Genomic DNA, 13,949 nt, shown 5'->3' on the forward strand with positions numbered 1-13,949 from the left:
CGGACTCAGCTGAACATCCCCTCGCGCAGTTCGGCCAGCGCGCGCGACAGCAGCCGGGACACGTGCATCTGCGAGATGCCGACCTCGGCGGCGATCTGGGACTGCGTCATGCCGCGGAAGAAACGCAGCACGACGATCCGCCGCTCGCGTTCGGGCAGCAGGTTCAGCAGCCTGGCCAGCGTCTCCCGGTTCTCCACCCCCTCGAGAGCCTCGTCGTCGTGGCCCAGGGTCTCGATGGTCGACGGGGAGTTGTCGCCGGCCTCCGGCGTGTCCAGCGACACGGTGCTGTAGGCCGCGGACGTCTCCAGAGCCTCGAGCACGTCGTCCTCGCTGGCCCGGGTCGCGTGCGCGAGCTCACTCACGGTAGGTGAGCGGCCGAGCGTCTGCATCAACTCCGTCGTCGCCGAACCGATCGACATCCGCAGCTCCTGAAGCCGCCGCGGCACCCGGATGGCCCAGCCCTTGTCGCGGAACCAGCGCTTGATCTCGCCCAGGATCGTCGGCGTCGCGTACGAGGAGAACTCCGCGCCGCGAGACGCGTCGTACCGGTCGATCGCCTTGATGAGGCCGATCGTGGCCACCTGCACCAGGTCCTCGTACGGCTCACCGCGCCCCGCGAACCTGCGGGCCAGGTGCTCGGCCAGCGGCAGGTGCAGCGTGGCCAGCCGGTTGCGGACCTCCGCACGACGCGGATCGCCGACGTCGAGCGCTTCCAAGCGCTCCAGCAGGGCACGGCTCTCGTCGAGCAGCGGATCCGGCCCGGCCTCGTCCGCGGCCTCGCCTGGGACGCGTGCCTCGGCCGGTGTCACGGTAGACGGTCTTATCCGCGGCTCTTGCGCAGCATGATGGACAGCCGGCCGTCGTCGGCGCGGGAGTGCACCTCGCCGGCGAGGGCGGACAGCACCGTCCACGCGAAGCTGCCGCGTCCGGGCAGGTCGGCCTGCTCTGTCGGCACGGACACCACGACATCGAGGATGTCGGTGTGCAGCTGGAAACTGCACTGCATGGTGGCGCCGTTGGTGGCGAGCGGTAGCAGCATGGCGCCGGCCTCGTCGACGGCGATGCGCAGGTCCTCGATCTCGTCGAGGGTGAAGCCGATCCGTGCCGCCAGCCGGGCGGCCGTCGTCCGCAACACCGTCAGGTAGGCGCTGGACGCCGGCACCTGCAGCTCGACAAGATCTCCGAACGGCGAATCGGTCTCGCCCACCAGGCCTCCCTCAGCCGTGTTGATGACGCCGACACAGGCCGCGGTGCCGGTGTCGGCGGCGCTGCGCGGCCGCGACCGGACACGTCGGACACCGGGTGCGCGTGGCCCGGGACCGTGCGTGACCGTGCACGAGTTGTTCCCCGACAGAGTGTCACACGAGCCGATCCCGGCAACTCGAGGGAGGCTCAGAGTACCTTCGACAGGAACGCGCGGGTCCGCTCGTGCTGCGGCTCGCCCAGCACGTCGCGCGGATTGCCGGACTCGACGACGGCGCCGTCGTCCATGAAGATCAGGTCGTCGCCGACCTCGCGGGCGAAGCCCATCTCGTGCGTGACCACCATCATCGTCATGCCGCTGTGGGCGAGATCACGCATGACGTCGAGCACGTCGCCGACGAGTTCGGGGTCCAGCGCGGACGTCGGCTCGTCGAACAGCATCATGTCCGGGTTCATCGACAACGACCGCGCGATGGCGACCCGCTGCTGCTGGCCGCCGGACAGGTGCGCCGGATACGCGTCGATCTTCTCGCCCACGCCGACGCGGTCGAGGTTGTGCCGCGCGACCTCGGCGGCCTCGTCCTTGTCACGTCCGAGCACTCGCTGCTGCGCGATGGTGAGGTTGCGCAGCACCGTCAGGTGCGGGAACAGGTTGAACTGCTGAAACACCATGCCGATGCGAGCCCGCACCCGGTCGAGGTCGACCTCCGGGTCGAGAATGTCGATCCCCTCGACGAGGATCTTGCCGGACGTGGGTTCCTCGAGCCGGTTGACGCAGCGCAGCAGCGTCGACTTGCCGGAACCGCTGGGCCCGATGACACACACGACCTGGCCGGTGTCGACGGTGAGGTCGATGCCCTTGAGAACCTCGACGTGCCCGAAACTCTTGTGCAGATCGGCCACCTCGATGGCCGGGACGCCGTTCGTCGTCATCGGGACCTCGCCATTCGACGCTCGAGGATGGCCACCACGCGTGTGAGCGGGACGGTGATCAGCAGGTACAGCATCGCGGCCATCATCAGTGGCGTGGCGTTGGCCGAGGTGACGACGCTGTCGCGGGCGAACGTGGTGATCTCCCTGGTCGCGAGTGTGGAACCGGCGATGAACAACAGCGAGGTGTCCTTGATGAGCAGCACGAACTCGTTCGTCATCGGCGGGATGACGATGCGGAACGCCTGCGGCAGGATGATCGACACCATCGTCCGCCCGGCCGGCATCCCGAGCGACCGCGCGGCCTCGGCCTGTCCCTTGGGTACCCCCTGGATGCCGGCGCGGATGACCTCGGCCATGTAAGCGCCGGCGACCATGATCAGGGCGAGCAGCCCGGCGCCGACCGCGCCGCCCGGGATGTTCACCTGGAACGCGATCGGCAGCGCATAGGCCATGCCGAAGATCGTCAGCAGCGCGGGCAGCCCGCGGAACAGTTCGATGTAGCCGGTGGCCACCCAGCGATACGGCGGGATGGGCGAGAGTTTCATCAGCGCCAGCAGGATGCCGAGCAGCAGCCCGCCCGCGAACGCGATCAGGGTGAACAGCACGGTGTTCTTCGCCGCCACCGTGATCATTTCGGGCAGCTGCTCGCGCGCGACGTCGATCTGGAAGAAGTTCTCCTGCAACGTCGCCCAGTCCGCGAGCAGGATCAGGAGCAGGACGGCAGCTATGAAGATCAGATACAGCGCACCGCGGCCGAGGCGCCGTTTCGTGGTCTTTCGCAAGTCAGCGACCCTTGATGTCAGGACGGGGACGGCGACGCGGACGCGGCTTCAGGGAAGTACTCGGCGTACAGCTCGTCGTAGGTGCCATCGTCGCGCAGCGCCTGCAGTTCCTCGTTGACGGCCTCACGCAACTGCGTCTTCTCGCCCTTGGGGAACGCGAAACCGTACTGCTCGTTCGTCTCGAACGTCTGGACGATCTCGAAGTCGGGGTTGTCCTGGGCGTGCACGTAGTTGGGCGGGTAGTCCTGCAGGATGGCGGCGATGTTCCCGGCCTGCAACGCCGGCCAGAGCTCGCCGTCACTGGGGAAGCGCTGCGGGTCGTTGGCGTCGTCGGGCAGGTTCTCCTGCGCGAAGCGCTGACCCGTGGTGCCCTGCTGGACGCCGACGGTCTTGCCGGACAGGTCGTCGATGGACTGGATGCCGGAGTCGACCGGGGCCAGCAGCGACTGCAGCGAGTCGTAGTACGGGTCGGAGAAGTCGAGATTCTCCTTGCGCTCCTCCAGGATGGTCATCGCCGAGGCGCCGATGTCGCACTGACCGGAGGCGAAGATGGTGCCGCTCTGCAGCGCGTCGAAGCCGACGTCCTTCACCGCCATCTCGAGGCCGAGGTTGTCGGAGATGTTCTGCATCAGCTCGATGTCGAACCCGGCGTATCCGCTGGGCGAGTCGGGATCCTGGAACTCCAGCGGCGGGTAGGGGATGTCGGAGCAGACCGTCAGCGTCCCCTCCTGGACGAGATCGAACTCGCTACCGCCGCCACCGCCGTCACTCGTCGTCGACTCGCCGTCGTCTCCGCAGGCGGTCAGGAGCAACACCGCCGCCGCGGAGGCCGCAACGGCACGAAGGGTTCGCGTGGTCATGATGATTCTCCCGAACTGTTCGACGGTCGTGCACGAATCTTGCCACCAAGTCTGACGCTGTCCGGTCATGGGCAGGCCACGATCGGATAAAGAAGTAGGGCGAAACCCGGCGCGCGGGCGCGCAAGCCGTGGCAGAATCAGCCGACGCGGGTGATCCTCGCGCGCCGGCGCACCCTGTCGCGGCACCTCGACGACGGGCACGCGTCCTCGTATGCCCAGCCTTCAAGTCCCGACCTTTCATGCCCTGCCCTTGATGCCGTGACGAGAGCGTTCCATGGTTGCCGAAGTCGTCCCCTCGCCGCCCGCCACCGCCGATCCCGAGGACCCAGCGATCACGCTGCACCGGGCCGGCAAGATCGAGATGCGCTCGACCGTCGGCCTGCGCGGGCCGGAGGATCTGTCGCTGGCCTACACACCGGGCGTGGCCCGGGCGGCCGCGGCCATCACCGACGACCCGCAGCGTGTGCACGAGCTGACCTGGCGCTCCAACACCGTCGCGGTGGTCACCGACGGGTCGGCCGTGCTCGGCCTCGGTGACGTCGGCCCGGACGCGGCGCTGCCGGTCATGGAGGGCAAGGCGCTGCTGTTCAAGAACTTCGGCGCTGTCGACGCGGTGCCGATCTGCCTGGACTGCCGCGACGTCGACGATCTGGTCGACACCATCGCGCGGCTGGCTCCGAGCTTCGGCGGCATCAACCTCGAGGACATCGCGTCGCCGCGCTGCTTCGACGTAGAGCGCAAGCTGCAGGAGCGGGTGTCCATCCCGGTGTTCCACGACGACCAGCATGGCACGGCAGTCGCCACTGCGGCGGCGTTGACGAACGCGTTGCGGGTCACCGATCGCAAGGTCGGCGACGTCCGGGTCGTGGTGTCGGGCGCCGGTGCCGCCGGCGTCGCCGTCACCCGGATGCTGCAGTCGATGGGCGTCGGCGACGTCGTGGTCCTGGACCGACAGGGCGCCATCCACCGCAAGCGCGGCAAGCTCAGCGGCGTGAAACGTGAGCTGGCCGACAGCACCAACCGCGACCGCATCACCGGCGACGCGGCCGAGGCGCTGCGCGGCGCGGACGTGCTGATCGGCGTCTCCGGCGGCACCATTCCGCCCGCCGCTGTCGAGGCGATGGCCCCCAACTCGATCGTGTTCGCGCTGGCCAACCCGGAGCCGGAGGTGCACCCGGAGGTCGCCGGCCGGCACGCCGCGGTGGTGGCGACCGGAAGCAGCGACTTCCCGAACCAGATCAACAACGTGCTCGCGTTCCCGGGGATCTTCCGCGGTGCGCTGGACGTGCGCGCGGGACGGGTCACCGACCGGATGAAGCTGGCGGCGTCCACCGCCCTGGCCGACCTGGTGGGTGACGATCTGCGCCCCGACCACATCATCCCCGGCGCGTTCGACGACCGGGTCGCGCCGGCCGTCGCGGACGCCGTCGCCGAGGCCGCCGTCACCGACGGTGTCGCCCGCGCGGCGCTCCCGGAGTGAAATGATCACGTCCCGCATGGAATTCCATGCGTCACCACCCTTGTAAGCCTCGTGATGCGGGCACGAGCCTCGTGATGACCCCGCCCGGCGCTTCGTCGATGACGGTGCGCCGCGAGCAGCCGGGGCACCGTTAGTCTCGGGGAGATGTTCGCTGCCTACGCTTCGACGACCGACGCCGACCGGCCACTCGACGCGCTGGTGCTCGGCGACCGGCCCGATCCGGAACCCGCCGACGGATGGACGACGGTCACGGTGCGCGCCGCGTCGCTGAACCACCACGATCTGTGGTCGCTGCGCGGCGTCGGGCTCGACGCCAGCAGGTTGCCGATGATCCTGGGCACGGACGCCGCCGGCGTGGACACGGACGGCAACGACGTCGTCGTTCATTCCGTCGTGTCCGATCCCGAGTGGCGCGGTGACGAGACGCTGGACCCGAAGCGGTCTCTGCTGTCCGAGCGGCACCCGGGGACGCTCGCGGAGCAGGTCGCCGTGCCGCGGCGAAACCTCGTGCCGAAACCGTCCGCGCTGTCGTTCGAGGACGCCGCATGCGTCCCGACAGCGTGGCTGACCGCGTACCGGATGCTGTTCACCCGAGCGCGGGTCGTCCCCGGTCAGACGGTTCTGGTGCAGGGCGCCGGCGGAGGAGTGGCGACGGCGTTGATCACGTTGGGTGCGGCCGCGGGTGCGCGGATGTGGGTGACCTCGCGTGACCCGGCGAAGGCGGAGCGTACGACGGCGTTGGGCGCCGAGCGCGTCTTCGCCAGCGGTGAGCGGCTGCCGGAGCGGGTCGACGCGGTGATGGAGACGGTCGGCGCCGCCACCTGGAAGCACTCACTCCGGTCGGTACGCCCCGGCGGGACGGTGGTGACCTGCGGGGCCACCTCCGGGCACGGTGCCGAGACGGAGCTCAACCGCGTCTTCTTCCTCCAGTTGCAGATCGTCGGCTCCACCATGGGCACGCGCGACGAGCTCGAGCGGCTGCTGGCGTTCCTGGAGCGCACCGGAATCCGCCCGGTGGTCGACCGGACGGTGGCGCTGCGTGACGTGCGGGAGGGGCTGTCCGCCATGGAGCAGGGGGACGTCTTCGGCAAGGTCGTCGTCACGCTCTGACGGCGTCCGCGTGGGCGGTGTCGTGGTGCGGCTGCTGCGTGGCGGGACGGCGTCGAAGCGCGGCTGCACCACTAGGCGAATCTACGCATCACGAGGCCTGTAAGGGTGGTGACGCATGGAATTCCATGCGGAACGTGATCATTCTCGAGCCGAGTGGCGGCGTTTGACCGGGGAGGTTGGCGGCTCCGCGCCCAGCCACGGGTACCAGCCGCCGCCGAGGACGATGTAGGCGAGCATGCCGTAGCCGGACTGGTCCGGGTGCAGGCCGTCGTCGGCGCGGGCACGCTGCCACGGCGTCTTGCGCGACAGCGGCTCGAAGGTGGTGATGTACGGGACCTCGCGCTGCGCGCACAGCTGCGCGTAGCCACGGTCGAGCTCGGCGATGCGTCCCTGGACCTCGGCGTCACCCACCGGCGGCGGGCCCATGACCAGAGCGGGCACACCGACGGACTCGAGCCCGAACGCCAGGGCCGCTGCCGACCGGGCCGGCGCCACCCCGCGGACGGCGTCGGCGACACCGACCGCCAGCACGACGCGGTGCTCGTCACCGCGGGCGAACCGGGGCGCGCACTCCATCGGCATCCGCACCGCGACCTCTTCGGCGCCCTCGCCCCGGACACCCAGCGGATACGTGGTCAACGAGACGCCGGTGCTCGGCGGCGTGCGCGCGGCGACCCGGCCGACCCATCCCAGGGCCTTCGGGTCGCCGACACCGGTGACGAACGAGTCGCCGAACACGCATATTCGAACATCTCGGACGTCACGCGGCCCCTGCCCGTCGGGCGCGGCCGACTCGTCGCCGGCCGCTCCAGCAGCGGGCTCGTCGCTCACCTACGCGTCCTCGGCTTCGACGTCGTCGTCGGCGTCGGCGTCGTCGTCGGTACGCGCCAGCCAGGTGGCCAGCCGTTCGACGGACGTCTCGAACTCCGGGTTGAGGTCGACGAACCGGCGCATCTGCTCGGACAACCAGCCGAGCGTGACCTGCTCGTCACCGCGACGCTCGTCGAGCTCCTCGATCCCGCGGTCGGTGAAGTACATCGCCGGCCCTCCCGATCAGCCGAACGCGGTGTCGTGCAGCTCGTTCTGCTGCTCGACGTGGACGGCGTGGTTGCCGACGGCCGGCGCGGTGTTGGCGGGACGGGTGACGCCCGACAGGGTCACGCCGCTCGGCATCTCCGGAGCCAGGTGCAGGGCCATGAACGGCCACGCGCCCATGTTCTCCGGCTCGTCCTGCACCCAGCGCACCTCACGCAGGTTCGGATACCCGGAGAGCTTGTCAGTCAGGTCCTTGACGGGCAGCGGATACAGCTGCTCGACCGGGAGGATCGCCGTCCGCTCGTCCGAGCGCTTGCTGCGCTGGGCCAGCAGGTCCCAGGTGATCCGGCCGGTGCACAGCAGCACGCGGTCGACCTTCGCCGGGTCGATGCCCTCCGGGTCGGGCAGCACCGGGCGGAACGCGGTGGTCCCGGTGAAGTCCTCGGGCGCGGAGACCGCCTTCTTGTTGCGGATCATCGACTTCGGCGTGAAGACGACGAGCGGGCGGTGGTGCGGCCCGAGCGCGTGCTGGCGCAGCAGGTGGAAGTACGAGGCCGGGGTGGACGGCTGCGCCACCCGGAACGCATCCTCGGCGCCCATGGCGAGGAACCGTTCGAGCCGGGCCGACGAATGGTCGGCGCCCTGGCCCTCGTACCCGTGCGGCAGCAGCAGCACGATGCCGGACAGCTGGCTCCACTTCGCCTCGCCGGCGGTGATGAACTCGTCGATGATGGTCTGCGCGCCGTTGGCGAAGTCGCCGAACTGCGCCTCCCAGAGCACCAGCGCGGACGGGCGGGCGACGGAGTACCCGTACTCGAAGCCCATGGCCGCGAACTCCGACAGCAGCGAGTCGTAGACGTAGAACTTCGCCTGGTTCTCGTCGAGATGCTGCAGCGGGATGTACGACTCGCCGGTGTGCCGGTCGACGATGGAGGCGAACCGCTGGACGAACGTGCCGCGCCGGCTGTCCTGCCCGGCGAGGCGCACCGGCCGGCCGTCGACGAGCAATGCGCCGAACGCGGTGATCTCGGCGGTGGCCCAGTCGATGCCGCCGTCGGTGATCACCGACGCACGCCGCTGCAGCTGCGGCAGCACCTTCGGGTGGACGGTGAAGCCGTCGGGCACTGTGAGGTAGGCGTCGGCGATGCTCTTGAGCACCTCCGGCGTGGTCGCCGTCACCGGGTCGCCGGACGGTTCCGGCTTGTCCGGGTACGTCGGCACACTGGTGAACTCGGTGGGCGCGGCCTGGCGGGTCTCGGCGAACACCCGCTCGAGCTGCTTCTGGTAGTCGAGCACGACCTGCTCGGCCTCTTCGATGGTGATGTCGCCGCGCCCGATCAGCGCCTCCGTGTACAGCTTGCGCACCGGCCGCTTCGCCTCGATCAGGTCGTACATCAGCGGCTGCGTGTAGCTGGGGTCGTCGCCCTCGTTGTGCCCGCGGCGGCGGTAGCAGATCATGTCGATGACGACGTCCTTGTGGAACGTCTGCCGGAAGTCGAACGCCAGCCGCGCGATGCGCGCGCACGCCTCCGGGTCGTCGCCGTTGACGTGGAAAATTGGCGCCTGGACCATCCGCGCGACGTCGGTGGAGTACATCGACGAGCGGGACTGGTCCGGCGAGGTGGTGTAGCCGACCTGGTTGTTGACGACGACGTGCACGGTGCCGCCGGTGCGGTAGCCGCGCAGCTGCGACAGGTTCAGCGTCTCGGCGACCACGCCCTGACCGGCGAACGCCGCGTCGCCGTGCACCAGGATCGGCAGCACCGGGAACTCCTCGCCGCGGTCGAGGATGTCCTGCTTGGCCCGGGCGATGCCCTCGAGGACCGGGTTCACGGCCTCGAGGTGGCTCGGGTTGGCCGTCAGCGAGACCTTGATCGGCGAGCCGTCGAGCGCGGTGTACTCGCCGTCGGCGCCGAGGTGATACTTGACGTCGCCGGAGCCCTGCACCGTCCGCGGGTCGATGTTGCCCTGGAACTCGCCGAAGATCTGCGCGTAGCTCTTGCCGACGATGTTGGCCAGCACGTTCAGCCGGCCGCGGTGCGCCATCCCGATGGCGGCCTCTTCCAGCCCGCCCTCGGCGGCGGCCTCGACGACCTCGTCGAGCACCGGGATCAGCGACTCGCCGCCCTCGAGTGAGAACCGCTTCTGCCCGACGTACTTGGTCTGCAGGAACGTCTCGAACGCCTCGGCCTGGTTGAGCTTGAGCAGGATGCGCAGCTGGTCCTCACGCGGGGTGAGGTCGACCGGCTTCTCGACCCGCTGCTGGATCCAGCGCCGCTGCTCCGGCTCCTGGATGTGCATGTACTCGATGCCGACGGTGCGGCAGTACGCGTTGCGCAGTACGCCGAGGATGTCGCGCAGCAGCATGAACCGCTTGTGCCCGCCGAACGATCCGGTGGCGAACTCGCGGTCGAGGTCCCACAGCGTCAGGTTGTGCGTCGAGATGTCGAGGTCCGGGTGGGTGCGCTGCTCGTACTCCAGCGGGTCGGTGTCGGCCATGAGATGCCCGCGCACCCGGTAGGCGTGGATCAGCTCGAGCACCCGTGCCTGCTTGCTGACCTCGTCCTCGTGGCTCGCCGTGACGTCGGTGGCCCAGCGGATGGGCTCGTACGGTATGCGCAGGGCGTGGAAGATCTCGTCGTAGAAACCGTCCTCGCCGAGCAGCAGCCGGTGTACGAGCCGGAGGAAGTCGCCGCTCTGCGCGCCCTGGATGACCCGGTGGTCGTAGGTGCTGGTGAGCGTCAGCGTCTTGGACACGCCGAGGCGGGCCAGGGTCTCGGGTGCGGCGCCCTGGTACTCGGCCGGGTACTCCATGGCGCCGACGCCGATGATGGTGCCCTGCCCCTTCATCAGCCGGGGCACCGAGTGCACCGTGCCGATGGTGCCCGGGTTCGTCAGCGTGATGGTGGTGCCCTGGAAGTCGGGGATGCCGAGCTTGCCGTCGCGGGCACGGCGCACGACGTCCTCGTAGCCCGCCCAGAACTCGGCGAAGTTCAGGGCCTCGGCCCGCTTGATGCTGGGCACGAGCAGCTGCCTGGTGCCGTCGGACTTCTGCATGTCGATGGCCAGGCCGAGGTTGACGTGTGCGGGCGTGACCAGCGCCGGCTTGCCGTCCTTCTCGCCGTAGGCGGTGTTCATGTCCGGCATCAGGCTCAGCGCCTTGACCAGCGCGTAGCCGATGATGTGGGTGAACGAGACCTTGCCGCCGCGGGAGCGGGCGAGGTGGTTGTTGATGACGATGCGGTTGTCGACCAGCAGCTTGGCCGGCACCGCCCGCACGCTGGTGGCGGTGGGGACCTCGAGGCTGGTCTCCATGTTGGCCGCCGTGCGTGCCGGCGCGCCGCGCAGTGGCGTCAGCTCGGCCTCGTCGGCCGCGCCGTCGTTCTGCACGGGTGTCGCGCTGGGCGCGTCCGCAGGCGTCCGCGAGGCGGGCGCGCGGTCGGTCGCCGGGGGCGGCGTCGTGGATGACGGGGTGGCGGCGGTCGTGCCGGACCCGGACTCACCGGCGCCGGACTGCGCGGTCCCGGACCCCGGGGTGGCGCCACCCGTCGTGGACTCCGGCGCGGCCGCGGCGGGCTTCGGGGTGGAGGGGGCGGGGGGCGCCGACGAGGTGGCGTCGGCCGGCGTCGCATCCTTGGATGTCACGGTCGTCCTCGCGGTCGATGCTGCGGTGGTCTCGGGCCGGCTCCCGGACGACGAGTCGGAAGCGGCGGCACGTTCGGAGAAGAACTCCGCCCACTCCGGGTCGACGCTGCTGGGATCTTCGAGCCAGCTCTCGTAGAACTCCTCGACGAGCCATTCGTTCGGTCCGAATCCCGATGGCGGGCCGGTGGGGGCCACTGTCGCGTTCGCCTTCTTCCGTTCGAATATGCGCGGCTGCTCTGGTACAGATTAGCCGCAGGCCGGGACCGGGCGCATGGAGGTCATCGTGGCCTAGGTCACGATGCGCGGCAAGTCTACGGGTGTGCCGGCGGCGCTCGGGGATCTCCCTGAGCGGGCCCCCAGATCCGGGTCTGGGCGCCCGTCGCCGTCGTGCCCGGCGGCTACGCTGGCGGGTGCCGAGTCGTGCCGGTGGACACAGCCGGACGGTGCACGTCTGGAGTGGATCGTGATCGACGCCTACCTCGCCACCCTCCGTCGTGAGCTGCGTGGTCCGCGTGTGCTGCGGGCGAACATGATCCGTGAGGTGCGCGACGGGCTGCACGACGCGACGCGCGCACACCGCGACGACGGCGTGTCGCCGGCCGAGGCCGAGCGGCGCGCCGTCGACGAGTTCGGTCCGCCGAGTGTCGTCGCGGCCGGGCTGCGCGACGAGCTCGCGGCGGCGACCGGCCGTTACCTGGCGGCGCTGTCCATCGTTCTGGGCAGTACGCAGTTCGCGCTGGCACACTACACATGGCAGACAGCCGCGAGGGAGCAGGGCTGGCCTCGCCCGAGCCCGGAGTACGGCATGTTCGCCCAGGCCGTGGATGTGTCGAACATCGTCGTTCTGGTGGCGCTGGCGCTGGCCGTTCCGTTGCTCGGGCGCGGCGGGCGGTTCGTGCCGACGCACCGCGTGGTGCGGATCATGGGCATCGGCGTGCTCGTCAGCCTGCTGGTCGACGTCGTGGTCGGGACGGTGCTCAACGCGTTCGCCCCGCAGGGCATCACGGTGTGGAAGGGTCCGGAGCTGCCGATCCTGTTCGCGCTGTCGATCGTGTCCGTCGGGTGGACGGCGTCGGTCGCCTGGCGCTGCGTCCGGCTCACCTCACCCGGCCGGTCCGGTCCCGAGGATCGCCCCGATGACGCTGCTGGTCTGGTGCCAGTCGTGTTGCCGCGCCGCTAGCTCGGCGCGGCCGGACCGGGTCAGCTGGTACGTACGCCGTTTGCGGCCGCCGACCGTGCTCCACGAGCTGCGCAGGTAGCCGAGCCGCTCGAGCCGGCGCAGCGCGGGGTAGAGGGTGCCGGTGGGCAGGTCGATGGCGCCCTCGCTGCGGGAATGCAGCGCCTCGGAGATGCCGTAGCCGTGCAGCGGCTCGTCCTCGACCACGGCGAGGATCAGCGCGTCGAGGTGCCCCCGCAAGGCGTCGGCCTTCATGTTGGCAGCCTACATGTTCAATAGGTAGTGTTTCGATAGGTAGCTAGACGACATGTAGGCGCTCGATGGCCAAGCGATCCTGCCGGGCCGGGCGCGGGGAGGCGTCGGATGAGCGTGGTGGACCTGTCGCGGCTGCAGTTCGCGACGACGACGATCTTCCATTTCCTGTTCGTGGTCACCACGCTCGGTCTGGCGCCGCTGGTGGCGATCATGCAGACCCGCTGGGCGGTCACCGGCCGGGAGCTTCACGAGCGGATGACCCGGTTCTGGGGCCAGATCTACGTCGTCAACTACGCCCTGGGCATCGTCGTCGGCATCGCGTTGGAGTTCCAGTTCGGCCTGCACTGGAGCGGGCTGACGACCTACGCCGGCGACGTGTTCGGCGCCCCGCTGGCCACCGAGACGCTGGTCGCGTTCTTTCTGGAGTCCACGTTTCTCGGCATGTGGATCTTCGGCTGGCACCACCTGAACCGGTGGGTGCACACCGCGTTGTTCTGGCTGGTCGTGCTCACCGGATACCTGTCCGCCTACTGGGTGATGGTCGCCAACGGGTTCCTGCAGAACCCGGTCGGGCACGTCGTCGAGGACGGGACCGCGCGGATCGAGGACTTCGGTGCGCTGCTGACCAACGAGCACACGGTCGGCGCGCTGCTGCACATCGCGCCGGTCTGCCTGCTCACCGTCGCGGTGCTGATGGTGGCCGTGTGCTCGTGGCACTTCCTGCGGGGCACCGACGTCGACTTCTTCCGCCGGTCGCTGCGGCTGGCCGTCCTCGCCGGGACTGTCGGCTCCACGCTCACGTTCGAGTTCGGCTACGCCCAGTTCTCCTACCTGGCCGACAGCAAGCTGGCGATCTTCGAGGGCGGGCAACGGCGGGCCGAGGTCGCGGCGGAGCTCCAGGACCGGTTCGGCCCGGGCGACTGGATGCCGCCGGAGTGGCTGTCGATCCCGTGGCTGGTCATGGACCTCAGCGGGTACGCGTTCGGCCTGATCTTCGTGGTGCTGCCGTTTCTGTTGATCAAGAACGCGTTCGACCGGGCGCGGCCGCGGCGGCTGCGGCGGTTCTGGCACCGCTTCTACGTCTGGATCGTCCCGTGGCCGTTCGTGGTCGTGGTCTGCGGATGGCTGGTCCGTGAGGTCGGGCGCCAGCCCTGGATGGTGTACGGCGAGCTGACGGTGGACGAGGCGGTCTCCTCGCGCAGCGCCGGCACGGTGCTGATCAGCCTGCTCGTGTTCGGGACGGTGTTCGCGGCGCTGGCGGCCGCGGACTGGTGGCTGATCGCCCGGCTGGCGCGGCGCGGGCCCCACGGCATGGTCCTCGGCGGCTCGCTCGTCGGTGACGGGGGCGACGGCGAAGGGGGCGACGGGGTCGACGGCGAAGCGGGTGTGGCGCCCGCCGATCGGCCTGGGCCGGGCACCCGTGAGGCGGGCACGCGCGAGGCGCTCGAATTCACCAGGAGGGACTGACG

The 13,949-nt window shown here is 69.9% G+C and carries 13 protein-coding genes; 4 read left to right on the plus strand and 9 right to left on the minus strand.

From position 1 onward, the window contains the following. Positions 1-5: 5 nt before the first annotated feature. The 5 genes from CLV30_RS02905 to CLV30_RS02925 all read right to left on the minus strand — a co-directional run bounded on the left by CLV30_RS02905 (position 6) and on the right by CLV30_RS02925 (position 3,778). A complete protein-coding gene (locus CLV30_RS02905) occupies positions 6-911 on the minus strand; it encodes an RNA polymerase sigma factor SigF (protein ID WP_106535700.1) in 906 nt (301 codons plus the stop codon). Beyond that, a complete protein-coding gene (locus tag CLV30_RS02910) occupies positions 821-1,207 on the minus strand; it encodes an ATP-binding protein (RefSeq protein ID WP_211300003.1) in 387 nt (128 codons plus the stop codon). Before CLV30_RS02910 ends, CLV30_RS02905 begins: the two co-directional genes overlap by 91 nt. Before the next feature lie 185 nt (positions 1,208-1,392). Further along, positions 1,393-2,136, minus strand: a complete 744-nt coding sequence (locus tag CLV30_RS02915; protein WP_106535702.1) for an amino acid ABC transporter ATP-binding protein — start codon at positions 2,134-2,136, stop codon at positions 1,393-1,395. Beyond that, positions 2,133-2,918 (minus strand): amino acid ABC transporter permease, encoded by a 786-nt coding sequence (locus tag CLV30_RS02920; RefSeq protein ID WP_106535703.1) that lies wholly within the window; start codon positions 2,916-2,918, stop codon positions 2,133-2,135. Before CLV30_RS02920 ends, CLV30_RS02915 begins: the two co-directional genes overlap by 4 nt. 17 nt (positions 2,919-2,935) lie before the next feature. Next, positions 2,936-3,778: a transporter substrate-binding domain-containing protein gene (locus CLV30_RS02925; protein WP_106535704.1), complete on the minus strand. Its 843-nt coding sequence runs from the start codon at positions 3,776-3,778 to the stop codon at positions 2,936-2,938. A 274-nt stretch (positions 3,779-4,052) separates the two neighbouring features. Between CLV30_RS02925 and CLV30_RS02930 the strand changes: the two genes are divergently transcribed. After that, entirely contained in the window at positions 4,053-5,258 is a 1,206-nt protein-coding gene (locus tag CLV30_RS02930; protein ID WP_106535705.1) for an NAD(P)-dependent malic enzyme, read from the plus strand. Between the two features lie 144 nt (positions 5,259-5,402). After that, complete coding sequence (locus CLV30_RS02935; RefSeq protein ID WP_106535706.1) at positions 5,403-6,368, plus strand: zinc-binding dehydrogenase; 966 nt, start codon at positions 5,403-5,405, stop codon at positions 6,366-6,368. A gap of 138 nt (positions 6,369-6,506) precedes the next feature. On the opposite strand, the gene CLV30_RS02940 is transcribed toward CLV30_RS02935, so the two are convergent. The 3 genes from CLV30_RS02940 to CLV30_RS02950 are packed head-to-tail and all read right to left on the minus strand — an operon-like array spanning position 6,507 to position 11,243. Next, entirely contained in the window at positions 6,507-7,199 is a 693-nt protein-coding gene (locus CLV30_RS02940; protein WP_106535707.1) for a GDSL-type esterase/lipase family protein, read from the minus strand. Further along, positions 7,200-7,406 (minus strand): DUF6104 family protein, encoded by a 207-nt coding sequence (locus CLV30_RS02945; RefSeq protein ID WP_106535708.1) that lies wholly within the window; start codon positions 7,404-7,406, stop codon positions 7,200-7,202. Between the two features lie 15 nt (positions 7,407-7,421). Then, positions 7,422-11,243: a multifunctional oxoglutarate decarboxylase/oxoglutarate dehydrogenase thiamine pyrophosphate-binding subunit/dihydrolipoyllysine-residue succinyltransferase subunit gene (locus CLV30_RS02950; RefSeq protein WP_106535709.1), complete on the minus strand. Its 3,822-nt coding sequence runs from the start codon at positions 11,241-11,243 to the stop codon at positions 7,422-7,424. A gap of 268 nt (positions 11,244-11,511) precedes the next feature. Between CLV30_RS02950 and CLV30_RS26870 the strand changes: the two genes are divergently transcribed. Then, positions 11,512-12,228, plus strand: a complete 717-nt coding sequence (locus CLV30_RS26870; RefSeq protein WP_205740473.1) for a permease prefix domain 1-containing protein — start codon at positions 11,512-11,514, stop codon at positions 12,226-12,228. Here the strand turns inward: CLV30_RS26870 and CLV30_RS02960 are convergent. Beyond that, positions 12,151-12,480 carry a PadR family transcriptional regulator gene (locus CLV30_RS02960; RefSeq protein WP_106535710.1) on the minus strand — a complete coding sequence of 110 codons (330 nt, stop codon included), beginning with the start codon at positions 12,478-12,480 and terminating at the stop codon, positions 12,151-12,153. The genes CLV30_RS26870 and CLV30_RS02960 overlap by 78 nt on opposite strands. Positions 12,481-12,588: 108 nt before the next feature. Here CLV30_RS02960 and CLV30_RS02965 point away from each other — a divergent pair, with 108 nt between their 5' ends. Beyond that, positions 12,589-13,947, plus strand: coding sequence for a cytochrome ubiquinol oxidase subunit I (locus tag CLV30_RS02965; RefSeq protein ID WP_106535711.1), 1,359 nt, complete (start codon positions 12,589-12,591; stop codon positions 13,945-13,947). Positions 13,948-13,949 lie beyond the last annotated feature (2 nt).

The organism is Haloactinopolyspora alba (assembly GCF_003014555.1).
Lineage (GTDB): Bacteria > Actinomycetota > Actinomycetes > Jiangellales > Jiangellaceae > Haloactinopolyspora > Haloactinopolyspora alba.